The following is a 17,376-nucleotide window of genomic DNA, read 5'->3' on the forward strand; positions in this document are numbered from 1 at the left end:
CTGAGGCCTGTAGGTACACTTTTCCTTTCTCTCGCTACCAGCTCCGCTTGCGCTTTTTACAAGCGGGTAACCTGTTTTCGTGAAGGGAAACATTTATGCCTATCGGCACCGTCAAATTTTTCAATGCAGACAAAGGCTATGGCTTCATCGCGCCCGAAGATGGCGGGAATGACAGCTTCGTGCATATCAGCGCGGTTGAACGCGCAGGCATGGCGACGCTGCACAAGGATCAGCGGCTCAGCTACGAGATCGAAACGGATCGTCGCGGCAAGCAATCTGCGGTGAACCTGGAATCCCTCTGAACTGCGGCGATTTCCAGATCAGCCAAGGCGGAGGGACAGGAAGACCATTGGCCTTCTTATTCCTCCGTCCGCCTGGAGCGGGTATATCGCCCGCAATGGGCAGCACGGACCGGAAATGCTGGATCGATACGATCTTGGCGATCCACAAATCTCTTTAACGGCGCCCATATTATGCGCCAGGAATATCATGAACATAAACAATCTAAGAAATTTTATCAGAAAACCCATTAATTCTCTGCTCTACGTCAAACCGGTGCCACGCGCCGCTGTGCTATCCCGGCAAGATCTGCAGAAGATCGTCGCCGAAATGGTCGGCTAAGGCCGATCCGAGATTTCCCCGGAGGAGTTTCGTCCGTGAATAGCCGTTTCAGGAAGAATTTCAGTACTCCCCGCCTGTCGGACGAACAGGCGAAACGTCAGGGACGCGTATCCCAGGCAGCCTTTTTGACGCTGGGACAGGCTGACGCGATCAGCTTTCTGAACGGCCATGACGAAAGCCTGGGAGGAAGGCCCCTCGATCTGGCCATTGCCAGCGATGAGGGGCTCGCTGCCGTCGAGCTTGTGTTGGCTACCCGTAAAGTGGCTTCCTGATCTGGGCTAGGCATATCCTCGTCTGGCCCCGCATCACCGCTTTGCGCTCGTTCGCATTGCCCTCGGGCGTTTCTTCCCCGATAAGGGCATATGACAGATCCATTGCAGGGCGCTTCTACCGGGCTGGACAGAATCCAGCAGAATTTTCTGGCCGATGCCGAGCGGAAGCTCCTCACCTGGCTTTGCAGCCGAATGCCCGCATGGGTAACACCGGATTTATTGACTCTGCTGGGCGTGATCGGTGCGTTCATGACTTTTGCGGGATATACGGCGAGTAATTTCGGCTCCGCATGGCTCCTTCTCGCGATTGCGGGTTACGTCGTACAATGGTTCGGTGACTCGATGGACGGCAGTCTGGCGCGCTATCGCCATATAGAGCGGCCTTCCTATGGTTATTTCATCGATCATAGCTGCGACGGGTTGGTGGTGTTGCTGATCCTGGCGGGGATGGGCCTCAGTCCGTTCGTGACGATGGATGTCGCCATGATCGCACTGGCAGGCTATTTGCTGCTGTCGATCCATGCCTATCTCTCTGCCCGCGTGCTGGGGGAGTTCAAGCTTTCCTACCTCTCGGCCGGTCCGACCGAGCTTCGGCTGATGCTGATCACCTTGACCATCATGATGATGAAACTTGGTTTCGGGCCGGGCCTGTTCGGGTCGTGGTCGGGCTTCGATATTTTCGTGGGAACGGTGGGCGCTATCCTCATCATTCTGTTCATTGCCCAGACGCTTGTGACCGGGCGACGGCTGGCCCAGCAGGACTCCAAGCATAGATAGTTCAGCTATCACTTGTTCCAGGAAACAGCCTGTAGCGGCTGTTTTCGGTCCAGCATTCGCCAAGGACAATTTGTCGAGCCGAGCTCAGCACGATCAGCCGTGCCGCTCAAAATAGGCATCCACAATCACATTAACGAACGGCAACAATCTGAAACACGAAATTTCCAAGGGAACGGCCGCAAAGGGTCGACGGCGGATGCGAGGCCTGGGAGACAACTTCGCGCTCAATCCTGCCCATTCACGGGAAATCGTTCAGTCTCAAAAGCCGTCGTTCGTCATCGGCCAGCCATGGCGTTTAGGTTAGCCGGGTCGAAGGCAATGTGACCATCAGACTTGTACACGAATGAGGCCCTATTGGGCCGATGATCACCGCAATCAGCGTTGCTTCTTTGCGATGGTCGCCGTGAAGTCCGGATCCTTGTTCGCGACCCAGTCAACGAATTTGCGAACATTCGGATTTTCCAGCAGACCCGCCACCTCCATCCCGTAGCGCTGCAGTTCGGAATTGGTGAAATTGGCAATCAGCGTCTGCTGGCAGATGGAATGCATCGGCACGACATCGCGACCGCCACGGCTCTTGGGTATGGGGTGATGCCAGACGATGGTCTTGCCGGTCGGGCGGCCGCATAGCCAGCAGGCCACCGGCGCTTCTGGAGCTTCGTCTTCCTGCGGAAGATGATCATAGGGATCGTGTCTCGAACGCTTGCGGGCCATAGATTGAATTAACTGCCTTGATTTCGGTTCGGCTATAGCGATGCGAACGCCAGCATCATACTGGCAAGTTCATAAATCGGCTCTTTGCCGAAAATCGGCCTCTTGCCAAAAAATCGGGATGGGAAACAGCGATGACAGAACCATTGAAACCGTGGGATGGCGAACGGGTCCGCAAATGGCTGGAGCGCCGGTTCGAAGCATCGAGGCTGGATCAGGCGGCGGCGGACCGGCGCGGCTATGAGGCGCGGGACGATTATGACAAAGCCGCTGCCGAAGAGTGGGTTTGCCGCGTGTTGAAGACTGTCGATTGCACGAATGAACAAGCTGCGTTCGCCAGACGCCTTAAGGAACTGATCGGCCAGGACGAATACCCGGCGACGAGCATCCATGACGATGTCCGGTTCGAGCGGCATGTGCGCAGCTACCTCAGGAGGCTCGTCAAGATGACGAAGGCAAATGAGGGGTTCGAGAAGACGCTGCACCATCAGTGAAAAGGATGAAGTGCCGCCGTCGGCATGCTAGGGCCGTTGCATGTCCAATACCCGTAGCCTTGGCGGCACTGTTGAAATCGACGGATCCAAATTTGATTGGCGGCTCCTGAGCGAGCCCCGGCTATCCTCTGACGATGGGTGGAAGGGCATGACTGTCTCATTGTGCGCGCAGGGTATGCCGCGCGAGGCCGTGCTCGAATTTCCAACACCCAAGCGCCTGATGAAAGGATTGCCCAAGGGGCGTTCCCACATCAACGACGCGATTGCCGCAAGGGGGGTACGGGCGGCGTTGTTGGCTGGATGGGATCCAGCGTCACGAGGCAAGACGATGATTTTCACGGTCGATGCCAACGGCGACTAGCGGGGCGAAAGCCGCCGGTCTGCACGTGGAGATCAAAAATCGCCGGCTGAATGGCGGCAAAGGGTCGACCTCCCTTCGCGCGTTCTTCGGTCGGGCCATCGTGGCCCGAGGAGAAGTGTCATGGGATTATCAGAATTTGATCCCGCCGCACGCGAACGAGTGACGTGGAACGCCGGGCGCAAAGTGGGTGCAAAGCGCGCGCTCAAACCCCGCCAAATTTGGGCAAGCCTTTTACCAGACCGGTAGCATCAGCGCATCGCTCGCTCCCACCGCCGCGCGGCAGTCGGTCGGCGCCAGCTTTGTCCATGCCGATGCCGGCTACAGCTTCCCCGGCCCTTGGAAACCGCGCCTGTCGGTCGAGTTCGATCGGGCGAGCGGCGACCGAGCGGGCGGCAGCTATGGCCGGTTCGATACGCTGTTCGGGATGCGTCGTGCTGAGCTTGTCCCGGCTGGGCTTTATAATGCCGTGGGCCGGGCCAATATCGTGACGCCCGGTATGAGGCTGGAGGCGGCGCCCGACAAGCGTTGGGATTGGTTCGCCGTCTATCGGGCCATGTGGCTGGCGTCGCGCACTGACGCCTTTTCGACAACCGGCGTGCGAGACAGCAGCGGGCGATCAGGCAATTTTGCCGGGCATCAGATCGAGGCGCGGGTGCGCTACTGGATCATCCCCTCGCGCCTGCGCTTCGAATTTGATGGCGTGGCGCTCGCCAAGGGGAAGTTCCTGACGGAAGCGCCCAACGCGCCTTCCGCAAAATGGACGCGTTATACCTCGTTCAATCTGACCGCCGGCTTTTGATCCGATGGCGTTCAATTCGCTCCTGCCTGCATGAGTTCACAAGTTGCGGTGTTTCCCGGCTATTCGGCGCCTGGTGGGCAGCGTAAGCGGACATGACAAGGCGTCACCGATCGGTCAATTTCCTCACTGGCCGCTATGTGATATATTCATTTTCTCCGCGATGCTGAGGCGGACTGGCCGCCAGGAACGGGGATGAACGCCGTCAGGAGGCCGCAACATGGCCCGAGGCGCTTGGTTGAGATTGGTTACGGCAGTGGTTACGGCTCTCGTGGCCATCGCTTTGATCGCGCTAGGTCTTTATTGCCTTGCCGACATGGTTGAAAACTTTCCCTGGAGCAGGCTCGGTTGAGCGATTGCAGAGCATGGAGTATTCTGCTCTCCCGCATACCTCCCCTGCTTCCGATCACGAAGCTGCAGGAAGCCACTTCATAGATATTTGGAAATCGACCGGAACTGCTCGACAGCTTCTGACTCGACGTTGCCCAGTCTTTGGAGAAGCGCTCACTATGCCGACCTGTTCGCTTCGGCCTCCGCCAACTGTCGCGTCCTTGGGGGGAACGGTATATGATCCCGCAATCGGCACCACAGGGCCGCATTTTCGGAAGGATCAGGAATAGCCCGAGAAACAGTACGTCCACCATGATCTTAGAGAATGTGGGAGTCGGGAATGGCCTATGCAAAGCTGCCCCTGATCATAGCCACGCTGTCGAGCGCTCTACTGCTGGCAAGCTGCTCCGGCAGACCCTCAGGTGATAACGGCAAACCCCGCCAGCTTATCAATGTGTCCTACGATCCGACACGCGAGCTCTATCGGGATGTGAACACCGCTTTCGCCCGCTCCTGGAAGGCAAGTCACGGCCAGCAGATCAGCTTCCATATGAGTCATGGCGGATCGGGGAAGCAATCCCGCGCCGTGATCGATGGTCTGGAGGCCGATGTGGTGACGCTGGGCCTTGCCTATGATATCGATGCCATCGCGAAACGGACGCAGCTCATTCCCGCCGATTGGCAGGCAAGGCTTCCGGATAATAGTTCCCCCTACACATCGACGATCGTCTTTCTGGTGCGCAGGGGCAATCCGAAGGACATCCACGACTGGGGTGACCTGATCAGGCCGGGCGTCCAGGTGATTACGCCCAACCCAAAGACCAGCGGCGGCGCCCGTTGGAATTTTCTCGCGGCCTGGGCTTATGGCCGCAAGGCAGGAGGGTCCGACGCGGCGGCCGAGCACTATGTCGCGAAGCTGTTCGCCAATGTCCCCGTCCTCGATTCGGGGGCGCGGGGTGCAACCACCACTTTCGCCGAGCGGGGCATAGGCGATGTCCTGCTGGCCTGGGAAAATGAGGCATTCCTCGCCACTAAGGAAATGGGCGCGGGCAAGTTCGAGATCATCGCCCCCTCCATTTCCATCCTGGCTGAGCCGCCCGTTGCGGTCGTGGAAGGCAATGCGAAGAAACATGGCACGCAGCAACTCGCGCAAGCCTATCTTCGTTTCCTGTACACGCCGGAGGGACAGCAGATCGTCGCCAGCCATTTCTACCGGCCGCGCGACCTTAAGGTAGCGACGCAATATGCCGGCACCTTTCCCACGATGAAACTGGTGACCGTTGACAAGGATTTTGGAGGCTGGGCCGCCGCACAGAAGCGGTTTTTCGACGATGGTGGTGTGTTCGACACCATCTTCGCCCGAAGCAGGCGTTGAGTAAGGCGCATGGTTGCAATCGCTTCAGACCGGATCGAAAGCCGATACAAACCGCCGCGCCGCTTTCGGGAGCCGTCCATCATTCCTGGCTTCGGTCTGACATTCGGCCTCAGCCTGACCTGGTTGTCCCTGATCGTTCTCATCCCTCTCTCTGCTGTCTTCATCAAGACGGCGGGCATGGGCTGGGACCATTTCGCGCGAGTGGCCCTGTCGCACCGGGCGGTCGCCGCCTATATGCTGAGCTTTGGCGCCTCGCTGGGGGCTGCGTCGATCAATGGCTTTTTCGGTCTGCTGATCGCCTGGATGCTGGTCCGCTATACTTTCCCGGGGAAGCGGATCGTCCATGCGCTGGTGGATCTTCCCTTTGCGCTGCCGACAGCCGTTGCGGGCATCGCCTTTACGACCCTCTACAGCGGGACGGGCTGGATCGGACAATTTCTCGAACCCCATGGGATAAAGGTCGCGTTTACGCGGCTCGGCATCCTTGTGACATTGGCCTTTATCGGCCTGCCCTTCGTGGTCAGATCCGTCGAACCGGTTCTGTCCGACCTTGGAAAGGATATCGAGGAAGCGGCCGCTTCGCTGGGAGCGACACGTTTCCAGACATTCCGCCGTGTCATTTTTCCTGCGATACTGCCAGCGCTGCTGGCCGGTTTCGCGCTCGCTTTCGCACGCGGGGTCGGTGAATATGGCTCGGTCATCTTCATCGCCGGCAACATGCCGTATAAGACGGAAATCGCTCCGCTGCTGATCATCACGCAGTTGGAGCAATATGATTATGCGGGTGCGACGGCCATAGCGACGGTGATGCTGCTGGCTTCCTTCTGCATGCTCTTTCTCATCAACCTGCTCCAGCTCTGGAGTCGCAGGATGGCAGTGAACCGATGAGCAATCGGGGCACCACTGAATCGCCCTTTGTCCGCCTCCTCCTATTGGCGGTCGGACTGGCATATCTGGGTCTGTTCATCCTTCTGCCCCTGCTGGCCGTCTTTTCGCAGGCGCTCTCCCGGGGCGTGGCGACCTATTTTGAAGCAGTTGCGGAGCCGGATACGATGGCGGCGATCCGGTTGACGCTTCTGATCGCCGCAATCAGCGTGCCGCTCAATATCCTGTTCGGGCTGGGGGCTTCCTGGGCGATCACGAAGTACGATTTCCCCGGCAAAGGCCTGCTCAGTACCTTCATCGATCTTCCCTTTTCGGTCTCACCGGTCGTTTCAGGGCTTATCTACGTTCTGATCTTCGGTGCGCAGGGCTGGCTGGGACCCTGGCTGGCCGGCCATGGTATCAAAATCATCTTTGCCGTGCCGGGCATGATCCTGGCCACGCTGTTCGTGACTTTTCCCTTCGTTGCGCGAGAGCTGATCCCGCTGATGGTCGAGCAGGGGCGGGACGATGAGGAGGCTGCCCTGTCCCTTGGCGCATCGGGGTGGCAAACATTCTGGCACATCACCCTGCCCAATATCCGATGGGCGCTGCTTTACGGGGTTCTGTTGTGCAACGCGCGGGCGATGGGCGAATTTGGGGCGGTTTCAGTCGTATCCGGCCATATCCGCGGCGAAACCAACACCATGCCCCTGCATGTGGAGATCCTCTATAATGAATATAATTTCGTGGCAGCCTTTGCCGTCGCCTCGCTTCTGGTTCTCCTCGCGCTGGTGACATTGGCTCTCAAGACAGTCCTTGAGTGGCGTTACGACTATCATGGCAAGGGATCGCGCCATTGAGCATCAGGCTCGAAAATGTCAGCAAGCGCTTCGGCGCATTCTCCGCGCTTCGCGATATCAATCTTGACGCGCGTCCCGGCGAATTTCTGGCGCTGCTTGGCCCCTCAGGCTCAGGTAAAACGACTTTGTTGCGGATCATTGCGGGCCTCGAATTCCCCGACACAGGGGCGGTCTTTTTCGATGAGGGAGAGGTGACCAACCTTCCGATTTCAAAACGCCAGATCGGCTTTGTCTTCCAGCATTATGCCTTGTTCCGGCATATGACGGTCGCCGATAATATCGCATTCGGCTTGACGGTCAGGAGGAGGCGCAATCGTCCCCCGCACGCCGCCATCGATGCGCGAGTGGCCGAATTACTTGATCTGGTTCAGCTTGGCGAATTGGGACGACGCTATCCTTCCCAGCTGTCCGGTGGACAGAGGCAGAGGGTGGCCCTGGCCCGCGCGCTGGCTGTTGAACCCCGGCTGTTGCTGCTAGACGAACCGTTTGGCGCGCTGGACGCCAAGGTTCGCAAGGATCTCCGGCGCTGGTTGCGCGAGCTTCATGACCGGATGGGGCTGACATCGATTTTCGTGACCCATGATCAGGACGAAGCACTGGAATTGGCGGACCAGGTTGTCGTGTTGGACGATGGCATTATCCAGCAAGTCGCAACGCCTGACCATATCTACAATGAACCGGCTAGCGCTTTCGTGTTCCGGTTCGTGGGTGAATCCAACGAACTACCGGTGACGATCTCCCAGGGACAGGCTGTTTTCCAAGGCAAAATCCTCTGCTCAGGATGCGCGAACGGCAATGGGGTTGGGCAACTGCTGTTCAGGCCCCATGATGTGGAGATGGCCGATCCGCAGAATGGCATTGCGCTCAAAGTCACACAATTGCGCCCGCGCAATGGTGCTGTTCGGATCGAAGGGCAGATCGACGGTCTTGAGTGGCCTATATTGCTCGATCTTTCATCTGCGGATGGTCTGGCGCAGGGCCAGATCCTGTATTTTACGCCGACGCAGGCACTCTTCTATCCTTAGGCGATATCGCCCGGCCGCGCGGGCCATCCGATAGCGAATAATAGGCGAGCTACGGGTTGGGCAAGCAAAGCTTGTTTGCCCTTATTTGTTGATAAAATAAGTAGAGAATACACCGTGCGGCACTGGAGGCTGGGCCAGTTCGCGCATTACAGGGATCCCAGCCCGCGGCTTTTGAATGGGAAGCAGCTTGCTCCGCGATACCAACGGCTAAAGCGCGCGATGCTGGGGGCGACATCGCCAGGTATCGTGTTCCCTCTCTATTGAAGATGAGGCGAAACGATGCGCAATTTGATCAATATGACACAGTGACCTGAGCCGTAGGCGCGCAAGCCGCGCTTATGTTTCAAGGGCAGGGCAGCATGGATTGCGTCCGAGATGGAATCCGGCCCCTTTTCCTCGCCTTCAGGCGAGCCAACTGAGGCGATCGGTTCCGCCGTAAAGCGGCGGTGCCTTCCAGTGCGTTCATGCGCAGATCGGAGTCTGCCGATCTGCAACTGTCGGCGTCCCCGATCGAAAGGGAACGGCGCGATGCTGGCGCGCGTCCAATTCACAAGGTTCCGGGGGATTTCCAATGTCCGTTACAATTTCAGCGCGATCCGCGCTTCTGCTTCATTCGTCAGCGCTTGCCGCACTGGCTCCCGCCATTTCCGCGCCTGCCCATGCGGCCGGGACAGCGGCTGAGGCCGATGCTTCGGCAGCAAATGTCGCTGCGGTCGATGATGAGGCATTCGCGCCCATCGTCGTTACAGCGCGTCACCGCGTGGAGTCCGCTCAGTCTGTGCCGGTGGCGATCAGCGTCATGGACTCCGAAGCGCTCGAAAAGACCGGCAATTTCTCGATCAACCAGATTCAGCAACAGGTGCCGAGCCTACAGGTGGTGTCGACCAATCCTCGCAATTCCAACATCAATATTCGCGGTCTTGGCGCAAACTCCTCCTTCGCGGTCGACGGGCTTGAATATGGTGTCGGCTTCTATCTCGACGGCGTCTATTATGGCCGCCCCGGCCAGTCGCAGTTCGATCTTGTCGACCTCCAGCAGATCGAGGTGCTGCGCGGGCCGCAGGGTACGCTGTTCGGCAAGAACACCACCGCTGGCGCGATCAACGTAACCAGCAAGCTGCCAAGCTTCACGCCGGAACTAACTGGTGAGGCGACGCTCGGCAATTGGAACTACCATCAGATTCGCGTGTCTGGTTCCGCACCGCTGATCGACGACAAGCTCGCCGTCAGACTGACCATTGCCGACACGCACCGCGATGGTTTCCTCACCAATCTTTACAACAATTCGAAAGCCGGGGACTATGACAATTTTTCCGTTCGCGGCCAGTTGCTCTGGACACCTTCGACGAATTTCAAGGTTCGCCTAATCGGCGATTATGCCAGGCAGAAGCAGAACTATATCCTCACCCTGCTCGATGGCTATTTCACGACTTTTGCCAACGGCACCACCATCAGCAACAACATCATCGATCGCGCCGCCCGGCTCAATTACACTCTGCCGACCTATGGCGCGTTTGCGCGCCTAGGCAATTCGAACTCGCATTATCAGGCGAATATGGAGAGCTATGGTGTCTCCGGCCAGGCGGACTGGGACGTCGGACCCGTCACCCTGACCTCGATCACCGCCTATCGCTGGTGGGATTGGTATCCGGCCAATGATGCCGACTCACTGGCGCTTTCGGTCAATCTCAAGGCACAGCAGGTCAATTATCAGCGGCAGTTCAGCCAGGAACTGCGCGTCGCGTCCAACGGTACGCATTTCATCGATTATCAGGCCGGGCTCTATTATTTCTGGCAGGTCGTGCGAGGCTATGGCGAAACGCAATATGGCAAGGATTTCGCCGCTTATAACCTGCCGGGTGCCACCCCGACGGCGACCGTCGCCAATGTCGCGGCGGCGACGACCGGCCTACAGGTCAATAGCTATTCAGACCCGCGCACCACGAGCTTCGCGGCGTTCGGACAGGTGGATGTGCACCTAGCCGAGCCGCTGACGCTGACCGCCGGTCTGCGCTACACGCATGAGGACAAGACCGGTTCGTTCAGCCGCTTCCTTGCTCCGGGCACGGCGGGCAACCGATCCTTGCTGACGGCGGCGCAACAGGCCCAGTTTCAGGTGAGTGACCTCAGCTTCTCGACCGCCGACAAGGCGGATGCGCTCTCAGGCCTCGTTACGCTGGCCTATCAGGTCACGCCCGATGCCCTCATCTATGCCACCTATTCACGCGGCAACAAGTCGGGCGGTCTCAATGTGACGGCGGGCGGCATCGGTCACACCTTGGTCAAGCCCGAAAAGGTCGACAATTTCGAAATCGGACTCAAGAGCCAGTTCCTCAACAAATCGTTGACCTTCAATGCCGCAGGCTTCCTGACCAAGGTTCACGATTATCAGGCGAACATCAGCGTGCCAAGCGCGTCCGGCGCCACGACCTTCATCCAATATATCGACAACATTCCGGAAGTGCGCTCGCAGGGTTTCGAAACGGACGTCGCCTATCAGCCCAGCGATTGGTTCCAGCTCACTGGCTCCTTCGCCTACACCGATGCGCATTATGTAACCTACGCCAATGCGCCCAACGCGCCGGAGAATAATCCGAACGTCAATCCGGTACAGGATCTGTCGGGCACGCCGTTGCCGGGCGTTTCCAAATATGCCTGGTCGGTCGGCGCCGATGTGACCCAGCCTGTCAGCACCGGCTTCGAAGCCTATGGCCATGCCGACTATCTCCACCGTTCGACCTTCAACTCGAGCGCAACGAACTCCGTCTACGGTGTCGTTCCCGGCTATGGCCTTCTGAACGGGCGCATCGGCCTGCGGACGGTCGGCGGGCGTTACGACTTTTCCTTCTGGGTCCGGAACCTGACCGACAAAAATTATTACATCACTCGGTCGGGCGGCAATTTCGGCCTGATTACCGCAGTGGTCGGTGATCCGCGCACCTTCGGCGCCACCTTCCGCGCCAAGCTTTGATCCTTGGCCATGGGCGTCCGCCAGAGGCGGGCGCCCGCATCCATTCCGCTACAAAGCCCAGGGGGGAGGCGTTTTCATGTACAGGAGTTTCGAAGCCGAGGGCGAAGCTGTGGCAAATGGACAGGCGCAGTCGCCGTCCGAAGCTGCGGACCCGCGCCCAAGCCGCCGACAACGCATCGCCGCGCGCCTGCGCCCATTGCTGCGCGAGCCGCTGACGCATTTCGTCATCCTGGGCGTGCTGATCTTCGCGGTCGCCCATTGGCTGGAAGCGCGGTCGCAGCGCTATGTCATCACCATCGCTCCAGCCGACGTGACGCGGATCGAGAACAGCTATGTCCAGCAATATGGCAACATGCCTACACTGGCCCAGCTGCGCACGATGATCGACAACAGCGTGCGGGAGGAGATTTATCTGCGGGAGGCTCTGGCTCTGGGCCTCGACCGAAATGATGAGATCGTCCGTCGCCGGCTTGCGCAGAAATATCAGTTCCTTCAGGCGGACATGGCGACGCCGCGCACGCCGTCGGACGCCGAATTGCGGCGCTGGTTCGAAGCCCATGCCGCGTCTTTCGCGGAGCCCGCGCGGCGCAGCTTTGACCAGCGCTATTTCGCGATCGACCAGCGCGGGGAGGGCGCTGCCCGGACACTTGCCACCGCGACCGTCGCAAAGCTGGGACATGGCGAAGCGGCTTCCGCAGGTGATGAGTTCCCCGGTCCCAAGATCGTCGCGCGCATGGCGCAGGATGATGTGGAGCGATTATTTGGTGACGGCGCCTTCGCCCGCGCCATATTCGCCGCCAGGCCGGGCCAGTGGGTGGGGCCGTTCCGATCAGGCTTTGGCTGGCACGCGGTCCGGGTGACTGACAGCGCACCCGCCCGGAGCCGCTCGTTCAGCGAAGCCCGTGCCGACGCGCTGATGGCATGGCAGGAACAGGACCGGCTGACCCGCAACGATGCAGCCTACCGGCAATTGCTCGCGCGCTACACTGTGAAGCGCGGGGATCGGCCATGATCTCCCGCCACCTCTTTCCACTGATGGTCTGGGCGGCGGCGATGCTTGCGGCCTTCGTCATCCTGACCGTCCGGGTCGATGCACATGAAGTCCGGCCCGCCTATCTGGAGGTGACGGAGCGCGCCGACGGCAAGCTGGACGTGCTGTGGAAGCAACCGTCGATCGGCCTGCTTGCGGTCGCGATCCATCCGCGCATCGAGGGCGGCCTGATCGAGCGGGCGCCCGACAGGGTTGAAAATGCGGAGAATTTCGAGCTGCGCCGCTGGAATGCCGTCGATCTGAAAGGCGGTAGCCTGGATGGTCGCGAGGTCCGCATCGATGGCCTTGAGCGTACCATCACCGACACTCTGGTCCTCGTTCACCTGAAAAATGGGGAAGAAGAGCAGCGCGTTCTGACTCCCGCATACCCCGCCTTCGCGATCAATGCGCATGCGGGCGCGGCGGTGCCAGCCTATCTCAAGCTCGGCATTGAGCATATCTTGACCGGCATCGATCATCTGCTGTTCGTGTTCGGTCTGCTGTTGCTCAGCAGCGGCTGGAAGCAGTTGTTGCGCACGATTACCGCCTTCACCATCGCCCATTCGATCACGCTGGCGCTGACCGCGCTGAAGCTGGTTTCGGTCAATCCGCAACTGATCGAAGCCATGGTCGCCTATTCGATCCTGTTCCTGGCGGTCGAGCTGGTGCGCAAGCAACGCGGCAAGGACGGCATCACCCAGCGGAGTCCATGGATCGTCGCCTTTGGCTTCGGCCTGTTGCACGGCGCCGCCTTTGCCGGGGCGCTCAAGGAAATTGGCCTGCCGGAACATAATATCCCGGCCTCGCTGTTCCTGTTCAACGTCGGCGTCGAAATCGGGCAGCTGATCTTCGTTGCCGTTGTTTCCGCCTTGCTCTGGGCGCTTTCCCGCCTGCGCTGGCCCGTCGCGACATCGCGCCTCGCATGGACCGCCGCAAGCTATGCAATCGGCTCCTTCGCCACCTTCTGGTTCCTTGAGCGCCTCCACACCGCGCTCGACGCCATCGTCTGAGAGAGGATAATGTCCATGAAAAGACCCGTGAAATGGCTTCTTGCCGCTGCGGCGGCACCCCTTGCCTGGCATGTCATCGTCGGTTTCGGTTCGCACGCGGAGGCAGCACAGGCCGTGGCGAAGGCCGGCGCTGGCGGTCCGGTCAAGGTCAACCCGGATCGTGATGCCTATTTCGGCGATCTCCATCTTCACACCACCAACAGTTTCGACGCCTATATGCTGATGGGCACGAAGACGACGCCTGAGCAGGCCTATGCCTTCGCAAAGGGCAGCGCCATCGATTATCTTGGCCAACCGATCCGCCGCAGCGAGCCGCTCGACTTCCTCGCGGTGACTGATCATTCCGAGAATATCGGCGTGTTCAACCAGCTCGAAGACCCGAACAGCAGCTTCTCGCTCTCCGAGATTGGCAAGCTGGCCAAGGTCGGTGGTTATGAAAATTTCCGCAAGATCGTTGCGCTACTGAGCGGCGGTCGGTTGGGGCCGGAGAATGAGAAGGTCGCGGCCTCTGCCTGGGCGCGCAACATCGCCGCCGCCAACGCCGCCTATCAGCCGGGCAAGTTCACCAGCTTCATCGCCTATGAGTGGACTTCGATGCCGTCGGGCCAGAACCTCCACCGGAATGTCATCTTCCGGGGGAATGATGCGCCTTCACCCTTCACGGCGCAGGATTCGACCGACCCGCAGGATTTGTGGACCTGGCTCTCGAAAATCCGGGGCGAAGGCTATGAGGCGCTTGCCATCCCGCACAATGGCAATGCGTCGAACGGCCTGATGTACGATTGGACGACGCTCAAGGGCCGCCCGATCGATGAAGCCTATGCCGAACTGCGCGCCGCCAATGAGCCAGTGTCGGAAATCGCGCAGAACAAGGGTACGTCGGAAACCCACCCGGCGCTTTCTGGCAATGATGAATTTGCCGGTTATGAGATTTTCGACCATCTCCTGCTCGGCAATGTGCCCTCCAAGCCGCAGGGCTCCTACTGGCGCGATGCGCTCGGGCGCGGACTGGTCATCCAGTCGAAGATCGGGGTGAACCCCTATAAGGACGGCGCCACCGGTTCGGGGGATCTTCACTCCGGCCTCTCGGTCAACTCGCCCGAGGAATATGGCGGCGTTGCCGCGGCCAATCTGGGCGGGGGCAAGGCGAAAAACAAGGATGCCGCCGCATCGGACATCGGCGTCGGCAGCCAGCCCGCCAACTCAGCCCTCGCCCCGCAGGTGCTGAGTCCGGCGGCGCTGACCGGGGTCTGGGCTGAATCGAACACCCGCGAAGCGATCTTCGCCGCGCTGCGCCGCAAGGAGACCTATGCGACGTCAGGCAGCCATATCCGCTTGCGCTTCTTCGGCGGCTGGGGCTTTTCACCGGCGTTGCAGAAGGGCGCGAACTGGGTCCACGCGGCCTATCAAAAGGGCGTGCCGATGGGCGGCGACTTGCCCGCCGCCGGAGCCAAGGCACCCTCCTTCGCGGTCGAAGCGGTCAAGGACCCGAAACGCGGCAATCTCGACCGTATCCAGATCATCAAGCTCTGGCAGGCGGGAGGCAAGCAGCAGGAGCGCATATTCGACGTCGCCTGGGCCGGTGCGCGACAGGTCGATGTGAAAACCGGCAAGCTCCCCGCGATCGGCGACACAGTGGATCGCAAGACCGGGGCCTATGCCAACAGTATCGGTGCCGCGCGGCTCGCCACGGTCTGGACGGATCCGTCGTTCAGGCCGGAGGAGCAGGCGGTCTATTATGTCCGCGTGCTTGAAATCCCGACCCCGCGTTGGACGACGCTGCGCGCCATCGAATATGGCCTGCCGCTGCCCAAGGATGTGCCCGCGACCATTCAGCAGCGCGCCTGGTCCTCGCCCATCTGGTATTCGCCCCACCGCTCCTGAGGCGCTCCAAACCGCGATTGAAATCGAAGGAAATGAACAATGACACGTAAGATTTTGCTTTCGCTGACGGCGTTGACCTCTGTTTTGTCGCTCGCCGGGCAGGCTCAGGCGCAGCCGCAACAGCAGCTCTATCAGGGCACCGTGGGGCGAACGCTGGCTGAGTCCAAAGAATGGTGGCCTGAGCCGGTCCGGGCGCCGGCCGGTTCACCCAATGTCGTATGGATATTGCTGGATGACGTGGGTTTTGGCGCCTCAAGTGCTTTTGGCGGGGGCATCAGCACGCCAGCGCTGGAGCAGTTGGCGCAGCAGGGGTTGCGCTACACCAATTTCCATACGACCGCGATCTGTGCGCCCACGCGCGCGGCGCTGCTGACGGGCAGGAACAGTTCTTCTGTTCATGAGTCCGGATTTTCCCACACCTTCCTCTCGGCCGGTTTTCCGGGCTGGGACGGCCATATTCCCTCCGAGGCCGGCACCGTCGCTGAAATTTTGCGGGACGATGGCTATAGCACCTTCGCGGTCGGCAAATATGGACTGACACCGGATGAGGATGCGACCGATGCGGGGCCGTTCAATCTTTGGCCGACGGGCAAGGGCTTTGAGCATTTCTTCGGCTTCCTCGGATCACAGACAGACCAGTACAAGCCGGACCTGGTGGAAGACCAGGCGCATGTGAAACCTGACGGCCGGCACCTGAGCGAGCAGATCACCGACAAGGCCATCAGCTATATCGACCGCCAGAAACAAGCCGCGGCCGACAAGCCGTTTTTCCTCTATTACGCCCCTGGCGCGACGCACGCGCCGCATCAGGTGGCCACCGAGTGGAGCGACAAATATAAAGGGAAGTTCGAAGCGGGCTGGGACGTCTATCGGCAGAAGGTCTTTGCCGAGCAGAAGCGTCAGGGGATCATTCCCGCCAATGCCATTCTCCCGGATCGCGATCCGAGCATTGCGGCATGGAGTTCGCTTTCGCCCGACGAGAAGAAGCTCTACGCCCGTTTCATGGAGGTCTATGCCGGTTACCTGACCTATACCGACCATGAGATCGGCCGGCTTGTCGATCATCTGAAAGCGATCAACCAGTACGACAACACGCTGTTCATCGTCATCGTCGGCGATAACGGCGCGAGCAAGGAAGGCACGCCGAACGGCGACATCGATCGGCCGCTGACCGCCAAGCCGCTGAGCGCACAGGAAAATCTCGCCTATAATCTGAACAGGATCGGCGAGATCGGTACGGCCGCCAGCGTCGAAGGCAATTATCCGCTGGGCTGGGCTCAGGCAGCGAACACACCATTCCGGCTCTGGAAGTCCGATGCCAATAGCGAGGGTGGCACCCGTAACCCGCTGATCATTTCCTACCCAAGGGCGATCAAGGACAATGGCTCAGTCCGCACGCAATATGGCCATGTCATCGATATTCTCCCTACGACCCTGGAACTGCTGCGACTGAACGCTCCGGAGCGTATCGGGGGAATGCGCAGCAACCCATTGAGGGCATATCGCTGGCCTATTCGATCAACGACGCCAAGGCCGCATCACGGCATCGGGTGCAGCATTATTACATCTTTGGATCGCGGGCTATCTACAAGGATGGCTGGAAGGCCGCCTTGCCCTATCCGAACCGCCTGATTGCCGGCAGTCCCAACGGCGACAAGCCGTTCGACGAAAACGCCTGGGAATTGTACAATCTGAACGAGGATTACACGGAGCGCCTGAACATCGCCAAGCGCTATCCGGAAAAGGTGGCGGAGTTGCGGGCCTTGTTCGAAAATGAGGCCCAGGAACACAAGCTTTACCCGCTCATTACCTGGGATGATGTGCGGAATGGCAGGATCCACCGGACGGGCGAGCGGAAGACCGTGACAGACGAGGCGCGCAATCTCTCGCAGCATTCCGGCTCAAGTCAGTGATGGATGATCCGCCGTTCATTCGGCGGGGACCGGAAGCTGGTGATCATTATCGCGCTTGAGCGCTTGAGGAGCAATGGACGGC

The 17,376-nt window shown here is 59.8% G+C and carries 17 protein-coding genes; 16 read left to right on the forward strand and 1 reads right to left on the reverse strand.

Features of this window, described 5'->3' with window-relative positions; genetic code table 11:
• The first annotated feature begins 95 nt into the window (after positions 1 to 95).
• From HUK73_RS19140 to HUK73_RS19150, 3 genes are all read left to right on the forward strand, one after another.
• A complete protein-coding gene (locus HUK73_RS19140; RefSeq protein ID WP_176593464.1) occupies positions 96 to 302 on the forward strand; it encodes a cold-shock protein in 207 nt (68 codons plus the stop codon).
• Between the two features lie 354 nt (positions 303 to 656).
• On the forward strand, positions 657 to 893 hold the full coding sequence (locus tag HUK73_RS19145; protein ID WP_176593465.1) for a hypothetical protein: 237 nt from the start codon (positions 657 to 659) through the stop codon (positions 891 to 893).
• 90 nt (positions 894 to 983) lie between these two features.
• Complete coding sequence (locus tag HUK73_RS19150; protein ID WP_176593466.1) at positions 984 to 1,670, forward strand: CDP-alcohol phosphatidyltransferase family protein; 687 nt, start codon at positions 984 to 986, stop codon at positions 1,668 to 1,670.
• A 375-nt stretch (positions 1,671 to 2,045) separates the two neighbouring features.
• Here HUK73_RS19150 and HUK73_RS19155 read toward each other — a convergent pair whose 3' ends face one another.
• A complete protein-coding gene (locus HUK73_RS19155) occupies positions 2,046 to 2,384 on the reverse strand; it encodes a hypothetical protein (RefSeq protein ID WP_176593467.1) in 339 nt (112 codons plus the stop codon).
• A 131-nt stretch (positions 2,385 to 2,515) separates the two neighbouring features.
• Here HUK73_RS19155 and HUK73_RS19160 point away from each other — a divergent pair, with 131 nt between their 5' ends.
• The 13 genes from HUK73_RS19160 (at position 2,516) to HUK73_RS26565 (ending at position 17,294) form a co-directional block, all read left to right on the forward strand.
• Positions 2,516 to 2,875, forward strand: a complete 360-nt coding sequence (locus HUK73_RS19160) for a hypothetical protein (protein ID WP_176593468.1) — start codon at positions 2,516 to 2,518, stop codon at positions 2,873 to 2,875.
• A gap of 40 nt (positions 2,876 to 2,915) precedes the next feature.
• Entirely contained in the window at positions 2,916 to 3,236 is a 321-nt protein-coding gene (locus tag HUK73_RS19165) for a hypothetical protein (protein ID WP_176593469.1), read from the forward strand.
• Positions 3,237 to 3,423: 187 nt separating this feature from the next.
• Entirely contained in the window at positions 3,424 to 4,035 is a 612-nt protein-coding gene (locus tag HUK73_RS19170; protein WP_369805571.1) for an alginate export family protein, read from the forward strand.
• 667 nt (positions 4,036 to 4,702) lie between these two features.
• On the forward strand, positions 4,703 to 5,737 hold the full coding sequence (locus HUK73_RS19175; protein ID WP_176593470.1) for a sulfate ABC transporter substrate-binding protein: 1,035 nt from the start codon (positions 4,703 to 4,705) through the stop codon (positions 5,735 to 5,737).
• Positions 5,738 to 5,746: 9 nt separating this feature from the next.
• Positions 5,747 to 6,625: a sulfate ABC transporter permease subunit CysT gene (gene cysT, locus HUK73_RS19180; protein ID WP_176593471.1), complete on the forward strand. Its 879-nt coding sequence runs from the start codon at positions 5,747 to 5,749 to the stop codon at positions 6,623 to 6,625.
• Positions 6,595 to 7,461 carry a sulfate ABC transporter permease subunit CysW gene (gene cysW, locus HUK73_RS19185; RefSeq protein WP_369805623.1) on the forward strand — a complete coding sequence of 289 codons (867 nt, stop codon included), beginning with the start codon at positions 6,595 to 6,597 and terminating at the stop codon, positions 7,459 to 7,461. The genes cysT and cysW overlap by 31 nt, the downstream gene beginning before the upstream one ends.
• Positions 7,458 to 8,486: a sulfate/molybdate ABC transporter ATP-binding protein gene (locus HUK73_RS19190; RefSeq protein ID WP_176593473.1), complete on the forward strand. Its 1,029-nt coding sequence runs from the start codon at positions 7,458 to 7,460 to the stop codon at positions 8,484 to 8,486. Before cysW ends, HUK73_RS19190 begins: the two co-directional genes overlap by 4 nt.
• A gap of 571 nt (positions 8,487 to 9,057) precedes the next feature.
• On the forward strand, positions 9,058 to 11,457 hold the full coding sequence (locus HUK73_RS19195; protein ID WP_176593474.1) for a TonB-dependent receptor: 2,400 nt from the start codon (positions 9,058 to 9,060) through the stop codon (positions 11,455 to 11,457).
• 76 nt (positions 11,458 to 11,533) lie between these two features.
• Positions 11,534 to 12,469 carry a peptidyl-prolyl cis-trans isomerase gene (locus HUK73_RS19200; protein ID WP_176593475.1) on the forward strand — a complete coding sequence of 312 codons (936 nt, stop codon included), beginning with the start codon at positions 11,534 to 11,536 and terminating at the stop codon, positions 12,467 to 12,469.
• Entirely contained in the window at positions 12,466 to 13,497 is a 1,032-nt protein-coding gene (locus HUK73_RS19205) for a HupE/UreJ family protein (protein WP_218036657.1), read from the forward strand. Before HUK73_RS19200 ends, HUK73_RS19205 begins: the two co-directional genes overlap by 4 nt.
• A 15-nt stretch (positions 13,498 to 13,512) precedes the next feature.
• Positions 13,513 to 15,381, forward strand: a complete 1,869-nt coding sequence (locus tag HUK73_RS19210; RefSeq protein WP_176593476.1) for a DUF3604 domain-containing protein — start codon at positions 13,513 to 13,515, stop codon at positions 15,379 to 15,381.
• Positions 15,382 to 15,420: 39 nt separating this feature from the next.
• Complete coding sequence (locus tag HUK73_RS19215; RefSeq protein WP_218036658.1) at positions 15,421 to 17,013, forward strand: arylsulfatase; 1,593 nt, start codon at positions 15,421 to 15,423, stop codon at positions 17,011 to 17,013.
• Positions 16,992 to 17,294: a hypothetical protein gene (locus HUK73_RS26565; protein ID WP_218036659.1), complete on the forward strand. Its 303-nt coding sequence runs from the start codon at positions 16,992 to 16,994 to the stop codon at positions 17,292 to 17,294. Before HUK73_RS19215 ends, HUK73_RS26565 begins: the two co-directional genes overlap by 22 nt.
• Positions 17,295 to 17,376 lie beyond the last annotated feature (82 nt).

This window comes from Sphingobium sp. EM0848, assembly GCF_013375555.1.
Lineage (GTDB): Bacteria > Pseudomonadota > Alphaproteobacteria > Sphingomonadales > Sphingomonadaceae > Sphingobium.

What these genes read in the sequence shown, in the direction of transcription:
- HUK73_RS19200 (WP_176593475.1), top strand. Translation starts at nt 11,534, where the DNA reads ATGTACAGGAGTTTCGAAGCCGAGGGCGAAGCTGTGGCAAATGGACAG.
- HUK73_RS19195 (WP_176593474.1), top strand. Translation starts at nt 9,058, where the DNA reads ATGTCCGTTACAATTTCAGCGCGATCCGCGCTTCTGCTTCATTCGTCA.
- HUK73_RS19160 (WP_176593468.1), top strand. Translation starts at nt 2,516, where the DNA reads ATGACAGAACCATTGAAACCGTGGGATGGCGAACGGGTCCGCAAATGG.
- HUK73_RS19165 (WP_176593469.1), top strand. Translation starts at nt 2,916, where the DNA reads ATGTCCAATACCCGTAGCCTTGGCGGCACTGTTGAAATCGACGGATCC.
- HUK73_RS19155 (WP_176593467.1), bottom strand. Translation starts at nt 2,384, where the DNA reads ATGGCCCGCAAGCGTTCGAGACACGATCCCTATGATCATCTTCCGCAG.
- HUK73_RS19210 (WP_176593476.1), top strand. Translation starts at nt 13,513, where the DNA reads ATGAAAAGACCCGTGAAATGGCTTCTTGCCGCTGCGGCGGCACCCCTT.
- HUK73_RS19175 (WP_176593470.1), top strand. Translation starts at nt 4,703, where the DNA reads ATGGCCTATGCAAAGCTGCCCCTGATCATAGCCACGCTGTCGAGCGCT.
- cysT (WP_176593471.1), top strand. Translation starts at nt 5,747, where the DNA reads ATGGTTGCAATCGCTTCAGACCGGATCGAAAGCCGATACAAACCGCCG.
- HUK73_RS19205 (WP_218036657.1), top strand. Translation starts at nt 12,466, where the DNA reads ATGATCTCCCGCCACCTCTTTCCACTGATGGTCTGGGCGGCGGCGATG.
- HUK73_RS19140 (WP_176593464.1), top strand. Translation starts at nt 96, where the DNA reads ATGCCTATCGGCACCGTCAAATTTTTCAATGCAGACAAAGGCTATGGC.
- HUK73_RS19215 (WP_218036658.1), top strand. Translation starts at nt 15,421, where the DNA reads ATGACACGTAAGATTTTGCTTTCGCTGACGGCGTTGACCTCTGTTTTG.
- HUK73_RS19150 (WP_176593466.1), top strand. Translation starts at nt 984, where the DNA reads ATGACAGATCCATTGCAGGGCGCTTCTACCGGGCTGGACAGAATCCAG.